21 protein-coding genes are annotated in these 20,119 nt (G+C 37.7%); 16 read left to right on the top strand and 5 right to left on the bottom strand.

Annotation, left to right across the window (positions count from 1 at the left end; all coding sequences use genetic code 11):
* The 13 genes from virB11 to ArsFIN_RS25360 all read left to right on the top strand — a co-directional run bounded on the left by virB11 (position 1) and on the right by ArsFIN_RS25360 (position 12,180).
* Positions 1-1,017: a P-type DNA transfer ATPase VirB11 gene (gene virB11 / locus ArsFIN_RS25420; protein WP_246067642.1), complete on the top strand. Its 1,017-nt coding sequence runs from the start codon at positions 1-3 to the stop codon at positions 1,015-1,017.
* Positions 1,018-3,030 (top strand): type IV secretory system conjugative DNA transfer family protein, encoded by a 2,013-nt coding sequence (locus tag ArsFIN_RS25415; RefSeq protein ID WP_135679196.1) that lies wholly within the window; start codon positions 1,018-1,020, stop codon positions 3,028-3,030.
* A complete protein-coding gene (locus ArsFIN_RS25410; RefSeq protein ID WP_135679194.1) occupies positions 3,027-3,500 on the top strand; it encodes a hypothetical protein in 474 nt (157 codons plus the stop codon). The genes ArsFIN_RS25415 and ArsFIN_RS25410 overlap by 4 nt, the downstream gene beginning before the upstream one ends.
* Before the next feature lie 89 nt (positions 3,501-3,589).
* Positions 3,590-3,769 (top strand): hypothetical protein, encoded by a 180-nt coding sequence (locus tag ArsFIN_RS25405; protein WP_135679193.1) that lies wholly within the window; start codon positions 3,590-3,592, stop codon positions 3,767-3,769.
* Between the two features lie 59 nt (positions 3,770-3,828).
* Positions 3,829-4,287 (top strand): hypothetical protein, encoded by a 459-nt coding sequence (locus ArsFIN_RS25400; RefSeq protein ID WP_135678353.1) that lies wholly within the window; start codon positions 3,829-3,831, stop codon positions 4,285-4,287.
* A 9-nt stretch (positions 4,288-4,296) separates the two neighbouring features.
* Positions 4,297-5,499, top strand: coding sequence for an IS91 family transposase (locus ArsFIN_RS25395; RefSeq protein ID WP_135678014.1), 1,203 nt, complete (start codon positions 4,297-4,299; stop codon positions 5,497-5,499).
* Positions 5,500-5,623: 124 nt separating this feature from the next.
* The gene (locus tag ArsFIN_RS25390) at positions 5,624-6,481 is read left to right on the top strand and encodes a YadA-like family protein (protein ID WP_135679191.1); all 858 of its coding nucleotides are present in this window, start codon (positions 5,624-5,626) and stop codon (positions 6,479-6,481) included.
* 17 nt (positions 6,482-6,498) lie between these two features.
* Positions 6,499-6,762 (top strand): hypothetical protein, encoded by a 264-nt coding sequence (locus tag ArsFIN_RS25385; RefSeq protein WP_135678270.1) that lies wholly within the window; start codon positions 6,499-6,501, stop codon positions 6,760-6,762.
* Between the two features lie 69 nt (positions 6,763-6,831).
* On the top strand, positions 6,832-7,362 hold the full coding sequence (locus tag ArsFIN_RS25380) for a hypothetical protein (protein ID WP_135679190.1): 531 nt from the start codon (positions 6,832-6,834) through the stop codon (positions 7,360-7,362).
* Between the two features lie 120 nt (positions 7,363-7,482).
* On the top strand, positions 7,483-8,433 hold the full coding sequence (locus ArsFIN_RS25375) for a DUF6012 family protein (RefSeq protein WP_135679188.1): 951 nt from the start codon (positions 7,483-7,485) through the stop codon (positions 8,431-8,433).
* 16 nt (positions 8,434-8,449) lie between these two features.
* A complete protein-coding gene (locus tag ArsFIN_RS25370) occupies positions 8,450-10,594 on the top strand; it encodes a type IA DNA topoisomerase (protein ID WP_135679186.1) in 2,145 nt (714 codons plus the stop codon).
* 6 nt (positions 10,595-10,600) lie between these two features.
* A complete protein-coding gene (locus ArsFIN_RS25365; protein WP_135679184.1) occupies positions 10,601-11,053 on the top strand; it encodes an H-NS histone family protein in 453 nt (150 codons plus the stop codon).
* Between the two features lie 107 nt (positions 11,054-11,160).
* Positions 11,161-12,180: a hypothetical protein gene (locus tag ArsFIN_RS25360; RefSeq protein WP_135679182.1), complete on the top strand. Its 1,020-nt coding sequence runs from the start codon at positions 11,161-11,163 to the stop codon at positions 12,178-12,180.
* Between the two features lie 46 nt (positions 12,181-12,226).
* Here the strand turns inward: ArsFIN_RS25360 and ArsFIN_RS25355 are convergent, their stop codons facing one another.
* Positions 12,227-15,181, bottom strand: coding sequence for an LPD7 domain-containing protein (locus ArsFIN_RS25355; RefSeq protein ID WP_135679179.1), 2,955 nt, complete (start codon positions 15,179-15,181; stop codon positions 12,227-12,229).
* A complete protein-coding gene (locus ArsFIN_RS25350; protein ID WP_135679176.1) occupies positions 15,171-15,518 on the bottom strand; it encodes a plasmid mobilization protein in 348 nt (115 codons plus the stop codon). Before ArsFIN_RS25350 ends, ArsFIN_RS25355 begins: the two co-directional genes overlap by 11 nt.
* A gap of 333 nt (positions 15,519-15,851) precedes the next feature.
* Between ArsFIN_RS25350 and ArsFIN_RS25345 the strand changes: the two genes are divergently transcribed.
* The 3 genes from ArsFIN_RS25345 to ArsFIN_RS25335 are packed head-to-tail and all read left to right on the top strand — an operon-like array spanning position 15,852 to position 17,734.
* On the top strand, positions 15,852-16,451 hold the full coding sequence (locus ArsFIN_RS25345; protein ID WP_135679174.1) for a hypothetical protein: 600 nt from the start codon (positions 15,852-15,854) through the stop codon (positions 16,449-16,451).
* Complete coding sequence (gene stbB / locus ArsFIN_RS25340) at positions 16,448-17,167, top strand: StbB family protein (RefSeq protein ID WP_135679171.1); 720 nt, start codon at positions 16,448-16,450, stop codon at positions 17,165-17,167. Before ArsFIN_RS25345 ends, stbB begins: the two co-directional genes overlap by 4 nt.
* A gap of 3 nt (positions 17,168-17,170) precedes the next feature.
* On the top strand, positions 17,171-17,734 hold the full coding sequence (locus ArsFIN_RS25335) for a hypothetical protein (protein WP_135679168.1): 564 nt from the start codon (positions 17,171-17,173) through the stop codon (positions 17,732-17,734).
* Positions 17,735-18,140: 406 nt separating this feature from the next.
* Here ArsFIN_RS25335 and ArsFIN_RS25330 read toward each other — a convergent pair whose 3' ends face one another.
* Genes ArsFIN_RS25330 through ArsFIN_RS25320 form a run of 3 tightly spaced genes read right to left on the bottom strand, consistent with a single transcriptional unit; the run spans position 18,141 to position 19,856 of the window.
* On the bottom strand, positions 18,141-18,329 hold the full coding sequence (locus tag ArsFIN_RS25330) for a hypothetical protein (protein ID WP_026823994.1): 189 nt from the start codon (positions 18,327-18,329) through the stop codon (positions 18,141-18,143).
* The gene (locus tag ArsFIN_RS25325) at positions 18,326-18,874 is read right to left on the bottom strand and encodes a ProQ/FINO family protein (protein WP_135679166.1); all 549 of its coding nucleotides are present in this window, start codon (positions 18,872-18,874) and stop codon (positions 18,326-18,328) included. Before ArsFIN_RS25325 ends, ArsFIN_RS25330 begins: the two co-directional genes overlap by 4 nt.
* 4 nt (positions 18,875-18,878) lie before the next feature.
* Positions 18,879-19,856, bottom strand: a complete 978-nt coding sequence (locus tag ArsFIN_RS25320; RefSeq protein ID WP_135679163.1) for an Rpn family recombination-promoting nuclease/putative transposase — start codon at positions 19,854-19,856, stop codon at positions 18,879-18,881.
* Between the last annotated feature and the right edge of the window lie 263 nt (positions 19,857-20,119).

Raw genomic sequence — 20,119 nt, 5'->3', positions numbered from 1 at the left:
ATGCGTCACGAGATGATTGATTTTTATCTGAAAGAAACGGGATTGCTTGACCATTTAAAACAAAAAAATGTAACAGAAGTGGTGGTGAACAGACCGTTTGAAATTGCCACCGAAGGACAGGATGGCTGGCAATTTCACGATGCACCCAATGCTTCACTGGAGAACCTGATGCATCTTGCTGCCACGCTAACGACGTTTAACAAGGCGGGGATGTTGAACGAAACTAACCCCATTAAATCATTGGTGTTGCCGAATGGCGAACGGGCACAAGTGGTGATACCGCCCGCCTGTTTGGAAGGCACACTATCGCTGACTATCCGCAAACCGTCAACCGAGCGGTTTACACTCAATGATTATTTGCAATCAGGGCGATTTTCTACGGCAAAATATGCCAAAAAAGCCACTGTAGAATTGCGCGAGGAGCAGCGATTATTAAAACAATTATTTGAAGCTGCTCAAACCGACGAGAGTCAACTCCCTGTGTTTTTACAGGAAGGCGTTAATCAGCGGCTCAATTTTTTAATTGTGGGGGGTACTGGATCAGGTAAGACCACTATTGCCAAAGCGATAGCGGATTTATTTCCTCATGAAAGGCGAATTATCACGATTGAAGACGTGCCTGAAATGAGTCTACCGTTTCATCGAAATTGCGTCCGGCTGTTCTTTAAAGAGGGTGGCGTGAGACCAAAGAAACTCATTGAAGCCGCTATGAGAATGAAGCCTGACCATATCTTTTTAGCAGAATTGCGTGGGGATGAGGCGTGGAGCTATTTAGAAGCCTTGAATACAGGGCATGAGGGAAGTATCACAACGATACATGCCAATAATACCTATGCTGCTTTTGCCAGACTCGCGTCAATTATCAAGCAATCAGAAATTGGCCTAACACTGGATATGGAACTCATCCGCCGAACGATTAAATCCAGTATCGATATTATTTTGTTTTTAAATCATTCCTATTTAACGGAAATTTATTTTAATCCCGAAGAAAAAAATGCCCTTTTGGCAGGAGCCTAAATGATGGAAAAGAAAACACCATTAATCATTTTTTTTCTTATCCTGTTTGGTTTTTGTCTGGTTGCCAGTCTCTATACGTCCAGTATGGCATTGCTTAAAGCAACGCATTACCCTGTCACGTTTGAAACGGTGAAATGGGATTTATTTTTAAACACCTATCAAAAATATGGACTGGCTAAACCGTACCTGAAAACCATGATATGGGGGATTATTGGGGGGATAGTACCCATTTTTCTTTATGTTGTGCTGTTCGTGGCGGTGTTGATAGGACTGAGAAAGAAGAAAACGTTACATGGCAATGCAAGGCTGGCAAATGATGTTGACTTGGCGAAGTCTGGCTTTTTTCCAAAAGCGGGTAAAAAACCAAAACATCCGGCAATTTTGATAGGAAAAATGCCCAAAGGGCGCTTCAAAGGCAGCTACATCAGTTATAGCGGTCAGCAGTTCTTAATGTTGTATGCACCCACGCGGAGCGGTAAAGGGGTGGGTATCGTCATTCCTAACTGTCTTCATTTTCCGCAATCTTTGGTTGTTCTGGACATTAAGCTAGAAAACTTTCTAGCCTCAGCAGGTCACCGCAAGGATAACCTCGGGCAGGAAGTGTATCTCTTTTGCCCTGATGGATATGCCGATAGTGAGGATTTAGCGGCAAAAAGACTTCGCACGCATCGTTACAACCCGCTTTTCTATATTCGCCGTGATCCGATGTATCGGTTTGGGGATTTAAGCAAGATTGCTGCCATTTTATTCCCGCTGACAGGCGATAAAAACGATATGTGGACGGATTTATCAGCGAACGTGTTTAATGCGCTGGTGTTGTTTTTGCTGGATTGTGAAAACGAAATGACCATCACGGAAACCGAAAAAACAGTAGCCGATGGCAGTATTATCGTTGAAACGCAAGAACAGCCCAAATACAAAGTCACGTTATCTCAAGTGTTTGATTTATCGGTGCCTAAATCCGGCGTGCGCTTAGGCGAGTGGTTTGAAGAGCAGATTGCATTAAGAAACTCACCCGAAAATATCGCGGCATGGCAGACGTATCTGGCGATGCCAGAAGCCAAGCATTCAGCACAACCCGCGCTCAATCGTCTGTCTGATGAAACGATAACGCTGATGCGTCAGTTTTCTGCTCAAAAAGATGAACAGCAACAAAGTATTTTACTGACCTTTAACGCCAACATGAAAGTCTTTGCCAATCCGATTACGGCAGCGGCAACGGACGGTAACGACTTTGATTTACGGGAAGTCCGGCGTAAAAAAATGACCATTTATTATGGACTCGCGCCGAGCGCGATAGATACCTACGCACGGTTAACCAATCTTTTTTTTAGTCAGCTTTTGAGTGAGAACGTGCGGACATTGCCAGAGCAGGACGCAACACTGAAATACCAGTGTTTAATGTTGCTGGATGAATTTACCTCGATGGGTCGCCTTGATGTCGTACAGGTCTCACTGGCGTTTACCGCAGGCTACAACATGCGTTTCGTGTTCATCTTGCAAAATCGGGAACAGTTAATGGATGCCAAAAAAGGGTACGGCAAGGAAGGAGCGGGAACGATCCTCGAAAACTGTGCGGTTGAACTGATTTACCCACCCAAAAAGGTCAATGAGGCCACCAAGCAGATTTCTGAAACGATTGGTTATATCGATATGAAAATGACTAATAAGGGAAAATCTACGGGGAAATCAACATCAAGGTCAACCAGTGAAAGCATCCAAAAAAGAGCGGTGTTGTTGCCACAAGAGATTGTCGAATTACGCGATGTGAAGCATAAATCAGGGTTACCAATACAGGAGTTAGTGATTAGTGAATTTTGCCGCCCTTTTATCGCGCACAAAATCATATCTTATGACGAACCGTTCTTTGTTGAAAGACGGCAATACGCCGAAACGCATATTCCAGACATTCCGGCTTTAACGGTTGAAGAAGATGAGGTAGCGCAGGCGATATTTATGATGCAGCAACGAGAAAAATTTGCCGAAAATAACACGAATAACGAGGATTTATGAAAAGATTAATTATGGTTTCCTTCATCAGTCTGATGGGGTATATCGGTTTTATGCCTTGCTCACAGGCAGTCAGCGAAGATGAGTGTGCAATCTGGTTATGTTTACCCGCGGGATTTGGAGAAGGCTGTTCTGGGGCGCATCATGCATTTGAAAAACGCCTATCAAAAGGTAAATCGCCTTTACCTAGCTGGCATAGTTGCAGCGAGGACGATGACGAGCAAGCGCCTTATACGTTTGATCGCACCTTCAAGACGTATACAAAATTTTATCGCAATAATAAAACGGTCATTAACAGTGGTAGACCATGCCCACGTTCTGGCTTGGTGCATTTTGGCGATAAAAGTTATTTAGGTGTTGAGGGAATATGTACAGTCGTTGAGCTTTTTGAAATGAAGATGAAAGATGACGGTTCAACTTACCAACACGAAGAATTTCGTCAAGGAAAACCCTTATCGCAAACCAAAGGTTAAATCAAGAGGGTGTGCGTCGTATGCCAGTACGACGCACAGCGTAGCCTTCAATTTATTAACGAAAATAAAGACATTAAGGAAACATTAACATGAAAACTACACAATCAAAGATAATATCTTTAAAACACAAAAGCAGCAAGGCGCTAAAAGTTGCACCCGTATTGTTGTTTTTTTCTTTTTCACCTGTGCAAGCGTTGATATTGAAATCAATTAATGAACGTAGCACGCTACGCGTGAGCGGCGCAGCGGTGCTGCTTCGGGGATGTTAATGAGTTGAGTACTGTTTTATACTCTGCAGTAGGTTAATTTTTTTCAGGGATTCATCTCGATGGCTCGCAATAAATCTCCCAGAAAGCGTAAACCGGTTAAATCAGGCAGGCTGCCCGTCACTTCACGTGCCACAGCGCCTGTTTATCCGAAACGTTTTATGCTCTCTCTCCCACCCGAAAATGATGATGACAGACCGCCTGAATTTTTTTATGACACCCTAAAAGAAGCCATACGCCACTGCCTCCGACTCGGCCCCCAATTTTTTCTCGACACGCAGTATTACCCGCCGCTAGTCACGATTATCAGGGGTTTTAAACAACGCCAAGACCAAGCCGATGACGCTGGATACGACTACACTGAGGGGGGAATAACTGAAAGTCTGCCTGCCGATGAATTCATCACCTATACGGAGCTAGGAATAATCCCTGTTTCCTTTGAACCCTGGGATAAACACACCGATAACTGGGCTGACGAATCTGGCAATTTCTGTTTCTTTGGCAAGATGCCCATAAGGTAATTGAGTCAGATGTATATCCCTCGTCCTGCTAAACTACTTTTCACCATTGATGACGGTTGGAATAAATTCCTCGAAAAATACGGCGATAGCGTTAGTTCGTGGACGAGTTTATCTGTGGAGCGCATGCTTGCCTGCGGCACTTGTGCCATGGGTGTCCGGCGCTATTGTTGCGCTTCGTCTGATTGTTCTCACAGCCGTTTTTTCTGCCAAAGCTGTAAGTCAAAAGCCTGCAGTTCATGTGGCTTTAAAGCCACCGAGCAGTGGTTAGCACAGCAGGTTCATATTTTACCCGACTGCGACTGGCAACACATTACTTTCACCATGCCACATCTCCTTTGGCCTTTTTTTAACAATAACTGGCCGCTACTTAATGCTCTGTTTCGGGCAGCCACTCGAGCTATGCTGCAGTTGGCTCGCAAACAGGGTATCGAAATTGGTATTTTCTGTGCCTTGCATACTTATGGCCGGCAACTCAATCAACATCCGCATGTTCATGTTTCCGTCACTCGAGGGGGTTTGGATAGTAAACATAGTGTATGGCGAAAGCTGTTTTTCAAAAAAAAGGATGTCGAAGAAATCTGGCGAGGGGCTGTTATCCGACTACTGCGTCACAGTTATGATTTAATTAACCCTGGCCTTCTTCCCGGTCTTGGCCATATCCGTGACAAAAAACATTGGCGGCGTTACTTGAGGGCGCAGTACGGACGTTATTGGAAAGTGCACTTTGCTAAAAAAACGAAAGGGGCATGGCATAGTGTTAAGTACCTCGGTCGCTACCTTAAACGCCCACCGGTATCTGCGTCAAAACTGCGGCATTACCGAGGGGGTGCCGTTGTTCATCACTACCATGACCACCGAACTGGCCAGCATCGGCAGCAGACTCTGCCGCAGGAAGAGATGATTAGACGCTATATAAGCCATATTCCGGCCAGGCATTTTAAAATGGTGCGTTACTCTGGTTTTTTGTCGAATCGTAAACGGGGAAAACTATTGCCGAAAGTGTATAAGGCACTTGAGATGACGGCACGTAAAAAACCGGAGAACCCAGGTTTTTCTGTGCTGATGAAAGGATTTCTGCGTACCGATCCGTACAAATGTATTCTGTGTGGCGACAGGCTGCTTTTCACCGGGGCGCAAATGGGTAAAAAAGCAACGGAATTGTTGTCAGAAAGACTGCATAACCTGGAGAAAAAGCGATGGTTACGCAGCTAAACGCAGGATCAATGTGTCTAAAATAAGGAAATCAGGTTAGAAATTACACTCTCTGAGGAAATGTTAACTGGCACTAAACACAATAAATCGATCCCCATCTCCTTTTTGCAATAAGGGATGGCTTTTGCTACTCACTTTAAAAGCGATTCAATTTCCTAACCATCAAGGTGAATCAAATAAACTTGACTCTGGACTTCATTATGTTGTCGGTGATAACAACAAAATTATTAATTCGGAAAAACAAAGTAGTATCATATTTGGTGCTCTCAATGAAATTGACTCAAAAAATAATCTGCCTGAAAACGTGAAGGGTAATAATATCGCTGGAAGTAGCAACAGCATTAAAGGAACCAATAACAATGTGTTTGGATCTGCAAATAGCATAAAAGGTGATGAGAATCTAGCGATTGGCAATAATAGCGATGTTAGAGCGAATAATAGTGTGTCTATCGGTCAATATTCATATAACGAACGCGATAATACCGTGTCTTTTGGCAATAAAGAAACAAAAAGACAGTTAACCAACATTGGGAACGGGACAGAAGATTATGATGCTGTGAATGTGAAACAATTGAATCAGAAAGCACAAGCAGCAATCGATTCTGCAAATCGTTACACTGACGGCAAAATCATTGATACAAAAAATGAGGCAATTAATACATCAAATATGTATACCGACAATCGGTTTAACGCATTAAATAACCAAATAAATCAACGTATTAATCAACTTGACAACAAAATTGACCGAGTGGAAAAACAGACAAATGCAGGGATTGCAGGGGTCACTGCAATAGCGTCAATTCCTTACAGCACCAGTGAAAACTTTTCATTTGGTATGGGTGTAGGGCACTATCAAAACGGGAAGGCCATCGCCGCAGGGGCACAATATAAAATCGCTGATAATGCAAACGTGCGGGTAAACATTGCATGGGACAATACCGACAATGCAAGTGTAGGCGCAGGTTTGGCGATTGGTTGGTGAGGAGAAAAGGAAAAACGATGAATATCTTTAACAAACTTAAAATGGGGGCGGTGGGGTTATTCTGTTTTTTTATGACATCCCCTATTTTTGCGGCAAGTGACCCTTTCTGTTGTCACGCTAAATCAGTTAAGGACATGGTTTCTGAAAACAATATTCATTTATATTTTGGTGTGATATCCGTGCTTTGGGTGTTATTTAAGTTATTCGCTAAATGCACTTTAGAAGAAAAATTATTGACCGTAATCTGTGTAATTTTAATTTGGATATTGTGGTTCATTTAATTATTTAATGATTGTTATTTTTTTATTTCAAATTTAGAAAATAAAAGAATTGAAAAGGAAAAATAAAAAATGATTTATCAATTAACTTCTGTCAACAGCAATTCAAATAGCTTCTATGGTGTGGAAGCTGATTTAACGCTTGAAGATTTTCAACACGCATGTGCCTATGTACAAATCGTCCGAGATGGATTACCCGTTTTGTCATCATGCTTAGATGATTGCGTAGGTGATTGGGATGGGGTTATCTTGTTAAACCGATTTTACGGTTTTAAGCCAATATATAAAATGATTAAACCTGATGAAATCATCGATTTTTATGATAACTGGCATGAGTATGTTTTAAAAAATGATGTAAACAAAATTAATCAGTTTGCTGTCATTAATGCAAGTAGAAAAATTGTTGAGTTTTTTTGTGAAAAAATAGAAAAAACAATTCAGGACTTTCCTCATTTTGAAATTGAGCTAAAGCGATTGCGTTTATTACTGAACGGTGAATGTGTAGAAGAAACGTGGAATTGGCAACGAATAGATGCAAAATACCTAACAGGATTTAAATTATGGGATTCAACTGAACCTGAATTAATTACGGGCGTTTATTAAATTTTAAATTAGAAATTGATACAAGAAAAACATCAAGGCTTTCAATTAATCTTTTTTAAAAAAAAGAGAATGAATTAGTTAAAAGTCAAAAACCAATTATCTTAAATAAGGATTAGTGAGATGCTACTACATCTTTCACCACGGTATTATTTACGTTACAGCGACATTCAACTTGATTTGATTGATGTATCCGTACCAGAATTAAACCTCACATTAAAGGGTGACGTTGATGTTGTTGCCCGTACACCATACCCAAATAAATGTTATCAAATTGCTTGCCGGAAAAAAGGTCGCAAGGCAATTAACGGTATTTTTATTGAAACCGATAACAAAATAACCAATTTCACCCAAATAACCCGATGGGCGGTTAATGGAGAAATTGCTACCCACAAAATACACTTTCATATTCTTGACTCAGATTTCGATGCGATTACCTCCGAAATAATGATGTGGCATCCATTTCATGACCCCCCTTTTTTATCACGTAAAACCAAACTCCATGAAAAATGGATACCCGCAAGTGATCAACCGCGCATGCTGCCGATTCTTGAAAACAAGAAAGAAAGTCAACGAGAACAACAGCGGCGAATTTATAATTTGATAAGTGATGACGGGTTTATCATTGAAAGAACTGAGTTCTTTCCAATCCACACGGTTGAAACTAACCGCATCACAATACCCTTTTGGGGAAATAAACGCTTCCCTTCTCCTGATGATGCATTCAGCGCAAAGATTACGCCTTATGACTATACGTTGAAACCCACAAACAGTGCGATATGCGGGATTGCAGCCCTTCCAGTAGCATTGATGATTAATCAATTACAAAACGATTACGACCCCAAATGTTCCCAAGACAATAATGTCATTCATGTTCTCAATGAAATTAATCAACGAGCGCCTTATTTCTTCACTAACACCAATGATTTAATCAATAAAGCCAAGTTATTTTCATCCACGTATTTAACGAGCAATAAAAATGATTTGCGCTTAATTGACAACGAACTGACACAAAGATTTTTCGTCCCTGATTTTATCGAAGATGAAAATAAAAAAGCCCAACAAGCCAACTAAATAAGAGAGCAAAAAAATGAATTTATATATCGCAGAAAAACCGCAAATTGCCAGCGATATTGTTAAAGCGTTGGATGGTAAATTTACTCGAAAAGAAGGTTATTTTAAATCCGATAGGGATGTTGTCACGTGGTGCTATGGTCACATTATTCAAAGTGCTGAGCCTGAAAATTATCACCCTGACTACAAACGCTGGAAAAAAGAAGACTTGCCGTTAAAACTCTATCCCGTTAAATATCAGCCATGCGAAGGAAAAGAAAAACAGGTTAAAATTGTGGTTGAGCTTATCAAAAAAGCAAACGTCATTATTCATGCTGGCGACCCTGATGATGAAGGGCAATTACTGGTTGATGAAGTCTTGATTTATGCCAACAACACAAAACCTGTTCAACGACTGCTAATTAATGATAATACCGATGCTGCTGTCAAAAAAGCGCTGAATAATTTAAAAGATAACCAGAAATTCAAGGGACTGTTTTATAAAGCCTTGGCTAGAAGTGTGGGTGATGATATTTACGGCAAGAGTATGACTCGTGCTTACACGGTCACCGCCCAACAAAAAGGTTATCGAGGAACACCATTATCGGTTGGACGAGTACAAACGCCAATATTAGGCTTGATTTGTCGTCGTTATCTGGCAAATAAAAACCACAAGGAAAGTTTTTACTATACCATTACGGGCATCTTTGACCACTTAAAAGCGGAATTTGAAGCTAACTGGCAAATTAGCGAAAACGCCCCACAAGATGACAAAAAACGCTTAATCGATAAAGATTTTGCTGAACGAGTAGCGAAATTCTGTGAAGGGAAAACAGCGGAGGTTGTGGCAGCAGCCGTAGACAACAAAGAAACCTCGCCCCCGTTGCCGTTTAATCTGGTGAAGTTACAACAATACATGAATAAAAACCACAAAATGACCGCAGCCAAAACACTGGAAATCACACAACAATTACGGGAAAAATATAAGGCGATTACCTATAACCGTTCAGACTGTTCTTATCTTTCAGAAGAACAGTATAGTGAAGCTCCACAACTGATTAATGCATTAAAAAATCTACACTTGTTTTCTGAGGTAAAAACCCAAGATACACTGAAATCCAAAGCCTTTGATAGTACAAAAGTCACCGCCCATACTGCTATCATTCCTACCATTAATACGCCTGACTTAAGTCAGTTAAGTGATAATGAGAAAACCGTTTATTTAGCGATTGCCCGTTATTACCTTACTCAATTTTTGCCTAATAAACGTTATCAGGAAGCATCAGTGTTACTAAAAATTGACACTGAAACATTTACGGCACGGGCGACAAAGACTACCGATAACGGCTTTACGGAGTTTTTACAAGATAAAGAAAATGAAGAAGTAGAGCAAGATAAAGGTCAATTTGCGATATTGTCAAAAATTCGCACAGGTGAAAAAGTAGATTGTATAAAAGCCACCGTCAACACCAAGAAAACCACCCCACCCCCACTTTTTACCGAGGCAAGTTTACTTGCTGCTTTAGTGAGGGTTGCTGATTTTGTGACTGACGCTAAAATAAAAACACTGCTCAAAACCAAAGACAAGGACAAAAAAGACGAACACGGGGGAATTGGTACGCCCGCTACCCGTCATAGCATGATAGAAAAACTAAAAGCCCGCGAGTTTATTGTTTTGGAGAAAAGAAATCTTATCCCGACGCAAAAAGGACTTGATTTTTTTCAGGCACTACCGGATATTGCCACCAATCCCGATATGACCGCGCTTTGGGCAGAAAAACAGGAACAGATTGCACAGGGAAATCTCACGGTTGATGAATTTGTCGAACAATTGTATGGTGACATTAATCGTCTGCTAGCGGATGATATTGGACAAAACCTAAAGATTGATACCACAACAACGCATCAGACAAGCACCGTTATGTGCTGCCCTAATTGCAACAAAGCATTATTGGATAAGCCTAAACTTGTCGTTTGTGAAGCGCAATGTGGTTTTAAAATATGGAAAACGGTTTGTGAGAAAACACTGACCACAAAACAGATTGAAACACTGGTCAAAAAAGGAAAAACAGGCATTATCAAAGGCTTCAAAAGCAAAGCGGGTAAAAACTTCGATGCAACGTTGATATTGCAGGACAAGACCACAGGGGCAACCCGATTTGAATTCGAAAATAACAGGTAAATTAATATGAGTGAAACAGCCAAAACGCTAAAAAGAGAAGAGGAATACCAGATTATTTCTAAGTATTTTAGTAGTATTACTACTATCAGAAAATTTGCGTTAACAAAAGATTTTGAGTGGCTACAGGAAGTTAAAGACAAACTGGAAGCAGTTATTGAGGAAAACAGAGAACTCTTTGAACAAGCCAAAAAAGAAGCCGAAGAAAAAGAAAAGCAACGCCTTGACCTGATTAAACTCATTGAAGACAGTGGCTTTAGTCTTGATTCACTCTTAAACCCTGTTACCACGGGCAAAATTAAGACGAAGAAAAAAAGTAGTATTAATGCACGGAAGCCAAAATATGAATTTTTAGACGAAAACGGCGATATCCAAACATGGTCAGGCAACGGAAAACCACCCACAGCACTCCAAAAATTACTCGATGATGGAAATGAGCTAGAGGAATTTTTGATTAAATAATGTTCACTAAAAAGGGAATGCCATTAAATTTCTGGAGTTCCCTTTTTTTATATAATTTAATATATTATGATATGTGTAAAATTAACCACATTAAAATAATATAACTTATGTTTGCAAAAGTTTTTTCTCAAAAGTATTCATTGTTTTTTAAACCAGAGAATATTAAAAATTTGTCAATTAATAATTACCACAAAAATAATAACCATAATTTAACAGTAAAAGATGAATTTGTTGATTTTTTCAGCGCTATTTATCTACCTAAATCAAAAAAAGAACTTCATGAATTATATAAAACAATAAATAATAAAAATGCATTTAAGCCATTGCATGAATTAAACGCATTCCATCAAATAAAAAAGCTACAAGATTACTCTAAGAAAGAGTATCAAAATAACTATAAAGCAATATTCAATTACAGTTGTAATGATAAATTATACGTTAGTATATTTTATGATGATCTTTTGTTGAAAAAAAAAGAGATTAAAGAAGATGATGAAATCATTGAAAAATTCATCTGTGATAATTTTAAATACGAATATTTATTCAATAATAAAACCTATACAGACATTGAAGAATTAACTAAAAATTTAATTAAAGATATTAAAGATATAGTTAATTACGACCAAAATGTAAATTTACAATGTATCTATTCAAGTATACAAAATAGAATAGAAGAAATAAGGAATAATATCCCTGAAATAAAAAATATTATCACAAAACTGATTGAATTAGATAAAACATCAACAATTTCTTTTAAAGTAAAATATAAGAATATTTATAACGAAAATTTATCAAAATTACATTTCCTTTTAAACAAAGACAATACTTTGTCAAATAAACAGGATTTGCACGCATTACATAATAAAATAATAGATACCAACTCAAACTATATTAGTGACTATTCAAATGAATTAATATTAGTTACAAAATTATGTGACTTTAGTGTTATAGGTGATATTAATTCTATTTTAAATAGATTATCTTATATGAGAGAAATGACAGAAAATAAAAAAGATCTCCAGAAAGAGATCGATAACGCAATAACAATTGCAAACAAATGGATAAATTTGAGAAATAGCCCTATAAATTCTACAACTTCAAAAAATTGTGGGATCGTTTTAGTCTAAAATATTTAGAGGCGGTATTGTTTTTACCGCCTATTTTGAGAAAAACTTAAAGGCTAAAGCCTGAATCTTGCTCTTGCCGTTGTTGTTTTTTCTGTTCCTGTTTGGGCTGTTCAATCACCTGTTTTTGTTTTGCTTCTTCAACATTGGCTTCCAGTGTTGCCCGTTGCGCTTTCAAAGCCTCCAGTTCGCCTTTTGGCATCGCACGGTTTCGCATGCTTTGATTTAATGACTCTAGTGATTTTTCAGCGTGGCGAAACGGTGAGTCAATCTGGCTGTTTTTGAGACTGGCTAAATCAATATAAACAGGCTCAACCTGACGCATATCAATGTTTTTGGTATCAATGCCCATGCGGTTTAAATCGGCTTCTTTCAGGTCTTTAAGCTGCATAACCATCTTGTCATCTTGCTTAAATGCCACCTTGAAGCGGATAACATTCTCAAATCCATCATTTTGAGGGGCTGGCATGACAATCAGGCGGTTAAAGGCTTTATCATCAATTTTATAAGACAGGTTTTGCCTGTCGGGTTGTATTTTCTCTGGCTCAGCGGCTTTTTGAGGGGTTTCAGGTTGCAATGGAGCCTGTTTGATTTCAAACTCTGAGGTAGCTTCTTGGGGAATTTGCACCGTTTTTTGCTGCAATTTTTCAGCATGGGATAACATCATCTGATGATATTTATCCGGTGACAAAATAATGTTGAGATTTTTTTCAGCCGCCGCAATCGCACAGGTCTGTTTAAACTGCTCACTCCCTGTTAATCGTAATTTACCGCCAAACTTGTTTTTTGCGTATTCTAGCGCCATAGCTGCTTGCGCTTTACTGCTATTACCTGAAAACTCGATATGTGACCCTTTATCAGAAAAAACTACTTCCTGCGTCTTTTTATCAAGATAATCAACTTGTTTTTCTTGCTTACTTGCCAGCAAATCAGCCAGTTTTAGCCCTTTGTTAAAATCTTCCTCAAATTGAAGTGCCTGTTGTTTACGGGCAACCGATTTTTCAAACGTAAAATCACTATCATCATTGAGTATCATATTTTTATTCATGTTAATGTTTCCTTTTAAAATCGCATTTATTTTAGATAAGTTATCTTCTTTAGGCTGCCAATGGTTATGGATGCCATTAATTAACTGTCTTTTTTCACGAATCACCCGATTTAATACATCACGCTTTTGTAATTGTGAAAATAAGATAAAACCGCGCTCAACTTCACGTTTTCTTTCATCCCTAATCGATTTAATCCCCTTCATCGCCTGACGATAATCATCAAACAACTGCCGCCGATTTTCGGAATAGAGCGCGTTTAACGCAGATTGACAATCTTTCTTTGATGATAGCCTCTCCTTGTTTTGTTCAGTCGTTAACGGCTCATGTTTCAATACGGAAAGAAAAGACCTGTTTTTTACCTGTGCATCATTGACCGCAATCAAATCCGCTTTAGCCGATTGCCAATCAAGATTTAAATGTTTCGTTAAAAAATCGCTGGCATTTAAGTTCCGATTTCCAACGTTAAATCGTGGGCTGTTATCCTTGGCAAACGTCACACGGTGATCATGTGGATCGATATTGTATTTGACAGCACAAAACGATAAAAACCGATGCGGATCAATCCTGTTTCGAATTTCACGCATGATCATCACATCACTTTCATCAGGTTGATTTTTCACCTGATGCAACGATTGACTGACAACATCATTTATTCTTCGAACATCCGATGACCATCGCACTGAGCGACTAAAATGTTGTCTTTCTTGTCGTGTTGCTGCCACATCATCACCTGAAAGTGATGGCAATACAGATTGAGATTGCTCGGTTTCTCGTCCTGCAAATCCCTGTAGCTGGTAAACCATGTTGCGTGTCTGCAAAGATGACAATCGCTTTTCTGGTGAGTTTCCTGTTTGATATCGTGAGAAAGGCTTCGTAACACTTCGCTCGGTATTTCTTCCTGATAGTGATCGCTCAATGTCATTCTTTTCGAATCTATCTCCTTCTGAATTATCAAGCTGGTATTTTTCATTATATTGCTTCCTTATTTCATTAAGTTTGTCTTTCTTTTCATTGTCACTTAACACCGCATATTGTTGCCTTAACTTTTGACCAGCAGAATGAATATGTTTGATTTCATGGCTGGTTTTCTCAATCCATGTTGCTAGCCTGTTTTCAATCTGTTTAACAGCGGGTTTACGAATAGGTATTGTTCGGTTTTCAATAAACTGTTTTGAAAACAAAGGACTCTTTAAACGAATAAATTTTTGTTCTTCTGGTAACTTAATACCGATATATTGATTAGCCATTCCTTTATTATAAATTTTTATTTTCCCCATTTTTTTTAAATGAGATTCAAACGCTGATTGCGTAAAAATATTCTCGTTATCCAACGATTCAAAAAGCGTTTTTTTGAATTCCGCTTGCTTTTCATCGAATAAATCGCCTTTCATTCGTGAAAGAACATTGGCGTGGTTAGTGTCACTTATTCTCATCCCATCTTTTGGACTCACTAAATGATATTTAAGATTAATATGTTCTTGGATTGCATCGATTTCATCAAGTGTAGAGCCTTTATTAATATCACCTCTTGGATTTAACGACTTGGTCGTTACTAAGTTTTTTCTCGGAATAACAATATGAATATGAGGTTTTCTTTCAATCAATTGCCCTGTTTTTTCATCATTAAGATACTTCACTTTAGGAATATGCGCCTCAGCATAAAAACAATACTCGTCAGGATGATACGCATTCATCAGAAGATTTTTATACTCTTGAGTAACTTTTTGAAGTATCTCAGAAGAAATAGAAGACTCATAAAAAGAAAGCGATATGTGAATATACCGCTCCTGTCCTTTATCAGGAATTGAATGAATAACATGATGAAGATGTTCAATATTACCCGCTAACATTAATCGATTATCCAGTTCATCACGGTTTAAAGCGCGACCTTGCTTAATGCCATTTACCAGATAATCAACAATGCCTTTATTTCCGCCACCAATTCTACTTATCATGTTCAATACCTGATAAAAGATTGTCGCTAATTGTATTAAGAATAGTTAGCCATCTAATTAAACGTTGCTCTGTTATCATCCCGTTTTGATAAGCAGTATTAATCTGCTTCGCGATCTGATTAATGTTATTGCTGGTTTTATTAAAGTAAAAAAGCAGACGGTCATATTTCTCTGAATTAATTTTATTATGAATATCAGGATCTAACTGCTTGGTTAACAATAATCGGAAAAACTCAGACTTTGATAAACCGAGTGTATCGATGACTTCTTTAAACGGTGCATATTCTGATTCTGTCAGCCTGAATGTAATATGAATATTTTTATTATCTTTTTTCATAGGCTCGTAGAGCCTCCATTTTTACGATAGTCAAAATGTATGGGGTTTAAGGGGTTTACCCCTTAGCACAACGATTGTAGCAAACATTTTAATGTTTGTGTACAATCGATCTCGTGCCTAAAAATATATTTCGTCAATCACTCCTAAGTGAATATATCACATATATAGCACTATAATATATCACTAATAACACATAAATAGCCTTATTGTACACAACAAACACAAAAATAACCCACTTATAGCACTTTAATAGCATTAAAGTATCACTATTTTATTTGACAAATCATTATTCAACGCTTACAATGTTTTAATTAAAATTAATTGAGGTATTTTATGGAGGATATTTATAAAAAACTGATAAATGAAATTCATTTATTCATAAAAACATATAAAATCAATACCGAAAGAAAAGGAACAATAAAACGAATAATTGCTAATCATATCCAGTTAATATTAGAATTAAACAACTTCTTTACGCAAAAAGAATTAGTAGAAAGACTTAATCAAGATTTGAAAATAAATATTGATTATAACTATTTTAATAGAACAATTAATTCATTAAATAAAAAAAATAAAATTCACCATCAAGTAATAAGTAAAAAACAAAATATATTATCTAATAATCACAAAGGTAATGATAACTCAGTAAAAACAGATAAAAAATCGTCTTTATTTTCTCATAAAGAATACCCATTAAGTGAAATAACACCAGAAAAAAAAGACAAACTTTCACACCTTAATTATTTGAGTGAAATGGCAAAAAATAAAGTCATACAATATGACATAACAGAGGAAGAACTAAAAATGATAGGAGTTAACTTTATTCCTGACAAATCAAAAGTTTTTGAAGAAATCTCGAAGTATTGTGAAAAAAAAGAACAAAAATTTAAAGAAGAATTTCTAACAAAAATGTTTAAAAGAGGCGGAAAATGAAAATTGTAGTATTAAATAATAGTGGAAATGTTGGGAAGTCAACCTTATGTCAACATATGCTTTATCCTCGTTTATCTGATTGTGAAGTACTCAGGGTAGAAACGCTAAACAGCGACGGAGAATCGACAGGTGAAAAATTAAGTGCGAGTGAATTTGATTCGATCTTTGAAACAATATTAGGCTCTAATAATATTATTGTGGATGTCGGCTCATCCAACATGGAACAATTTTCATCTAAGCTCAAAAATGAATTTTCAGGATCTCATATTTTTATTGACACATTTATCATTCCGGTAACACCAGATGAGAAACAACAACAAGATACCATCACAACGATATTATTATTAAATTCCATTGGTGTACAAAATGAGAATATAAAAATAATTTTCAATCGGGTTAATCCGCAGAAAAAGATAAGTTCACAGTTTAGCACGCTTTTTGAAAATAAGGATTTAGCAACAATTGGTTTTTCTTTAACAGAAAATACTCCTACCGTATTAGATTCTAGTCTTTTTGCTACACTAAAAAAAGCAGGAATATCATACAATTATATACGTGATATGGATGCCGATTTCAAATCACTTGTAGAAAATGCAGAGGACAAAAAAGAAAAAGCTCAAATCCAGTTAATGCAATTTTACCGGATGGGATTCGATTCTTATCAAAAGAATCTTCAATCTGCATTTAACGCATTAAACTTAACAAAACAGGATTAAAATATGAATAATGTAACCAGCAACACCACAGCAGCATGGGAAGCCGCACAGGATGATGATGGACTAAGAAAAGCAGCGCTTGAAAGACTCGTTGAAGGATTTTTTGAAATCCAAAATCAAATTAAGAATCTACCAGATACCATCAATGATGCTCAACAAAAACAGATTGACTTGACAACAAAAGAATTCGCAAAAAAAATTGATGCCATCAAATTGGCTATCGATCAACTCCCTACCGATCTCGATCAACAGGTGGAAAATCTACGGGCTATTACCAGTGAGTCAAGGGCAGCTATCGAAGAAAAAGCCAAAGAGATTGACATGAAGATTGACTATCAAAACTCAACCTCTCTCAGCATCTTATCAAAATCGATGCTTGAATCAGTTTCTCTCTTTCAGGATCATCTCAACAAGGCAAAAGAAAATGTACTCAAAACGATTGAAGTCGATATTGGCAATCATTTAAGAGAAAATGAAAGCACTTTACGGCAAACGGCTTGGATAATTATTGGTGTAACGGTTGCAATTAACCTCATTAGCATAGGGACAATGTATTTTTTGCGGTGATAATCGATAAGATAGACTAGAAAAGTAGGTAAAAATGAACGAAGAAAAATTAATAACTTGCCCTCATTGTCGTAGTGAAATTCCTCTCGGCGCTAATGTTTGTAGAGGATGCCAAGCAGAAATAACTTACAGAACCCCAAAATTTTTTATTATAATAGGGTTCTTATTACCTATTTTTTTTGGGTGGTATATCAGTAGATATTCCTATGAAATTTTAGGGTTCAATGATCTTATATCCAAGATATTTTGGGTTGTTATCACTGTTATATTTTGGTGTATTGCATATAAAATATGTGATTATTTTTTTCATGAAAGAATTCATTTTGAACGTAAAAAAAATACATAGTAAAAGACTTATCATCTTAACGCTCTGAATAGAGAGCGTTAAGAGTTTTAAATAAAAAAATCACTTTATTTCGCCTACTCTTTGGAGGATTTTAAATGCAGTGGCTTTTTGTTTTGGTGAAATGTTATTCCACTGCCGATATGAAGTGATGACGTTATTTAAAAAACGGACTTCCCAATTTGTTAGTGCCGGATATTTTTTCCACAGAGTCGCATTTTCTGCATGAGCAATTAATTCAGATTCCTTCATTTATCTTTATTTCGCCTTGCCAGACGTTGCAAATTATCCTCAACATCCGCTTCGGTGACCTCTCCGACTATCTGACCGTCTTTATCATAACGAAACGCCTCTAACTGGATAAGTGCCCGATAATCAGCGTGATGACCAATACTCCCTAAACACGCTCTCAAACGCTTTCTGGCTATCGGTAATGACTTTTCCTTCACTTCTTGCCACATATCTTGTTGTATACCAATTTTCATGGGTCTCAATTGATTTTCAGGAAATAGATTAGGCCAAAAGACGCTGATTTGTGAAATCGCTTCCTCTAACGGCAATCGCTTTTTGGGCGGTGTGGGTGGTTTTGATGTTTTAACCTTCATTTCCTGTTTAGGTTTAACAACAGGTTTCTTGGGTTGTTGTTTTGCTACTTTGAGAGGATGAGGCTTTTTTGCCTGTTTTTTGGGCGTAGCATTGACCCAGACCTTTTTACCGTAAACAGCGGTGCTTGAGGTTTGTTCTTCTGGTGAAGCCTTTCTAGGGCGATTGAGGCTTAATTTCTTGCGTTCTGTCATCGTTTTAATCTTTAAACAGGTTACTCATTTCAGTATCAGTCAAACCCGTAAATTTCATCACAGATTGTCTGTCCATGCCTGTTATTAGCATTTGTTTTGCTATCTCAAGTTGAGCTTCAAGTTTACCTTCTTGAACGCCATCATTTTTACCTAGCTGATAGCCTTCCTGACGACCTTCCAGCTTTCCTCTTTGTAATCCTTTTTGTAACCCTTCTTGTAACCCTTCTTGTCTTAATGCTTGAGCAATAGTCATAAGTGCTCCTTCGTGTTTCTCTGATTGTTTGGCTATCTCAGTGATAAATTCCATTGGCTTTTGAGCGTTACCTTCTTGGATAAGATAGTTAAACAGGGTGATAACTTGATTATCGGTATAATAATTATACGACAAGAGTTTAACAATACTATCGAGTAGTTCGGTCATATCCCTTCTGCGAATGTGTTTTTGCAGCAATTCTAATAGCGCCATTCGCTTGTGTTGCATAATCTCACCATCATCAAGTGTGGTGACATCGGCTAACTTAAAAGGATGGGTGTAGATACGCTCTGCTAATTCCTTGTCTTCAAAACAATCCAACCAATTCGTGCTATAGGGGTGAGGACTTCGTTCACCACAATAAAATAAAATGGGAAACACTAAGGGTAATTGCTTGTTTCCGCCCTCTAGATGTTTCTGCATAGCAGCAAGGCTATAGCGCATCAATCGCCACGCAATGAGCTTATCAGGTGTGGACTGGTGCTCTATGAGAACATAGATATATCCACTTCCCTTTGTTGTACTGACTGAATACAGAATATCACTCTGGTAATTTTTCATCTCACTATCGATAAATGAGCCAGATTCCACTTTGAGGCTCTCTAAGTCACACAGCGCTTTAATCTCATCGGGTAGCCAAATGTCGAAGAAGTCTTTTGCCGTCTCTTTCTCACTTAAAAACTGCTTGAATACGGCATCGTGTGGGGTTGGGGTAAATTTTTTACTCATCTGATATTTTCGTTGTTTACATAACAAATTGCATCATAACAAACGAATACACTATATTGAACGAGCAATCTTTTCATTACATGACATTAATCCTTATCATCAAAACACCTCGTTAACCACACGGGGTGTTTTTTTTGAAAACCTCAGACTTATTTTTCAATAAAAAATAAGTGCATAATTTTGCATAAAAGTGCATGGATTTGCATAAGTTTTTGCCTCACTTAAATCACGGTAAAGGCCAGTACTGGTCTACGCTTAGTGGC

The sequence above is a fragment of the Arsenophonus nasoniae genome, from assembly GCF_004768525.1.
GTDB classification, from domain to species: domain Bacteria; phylum Pseudomonadota; class Gammaproteobacteria; order Enterobacterales; family Enterobacteriaceae; genus Arsenophonus; species Arsenophonus nasoniae.
The sequence above is the reverse complement of the archived record's forward strand: the minus strand, read 5'-3'. Positions and strand labels throughout refer to the sequence as shown.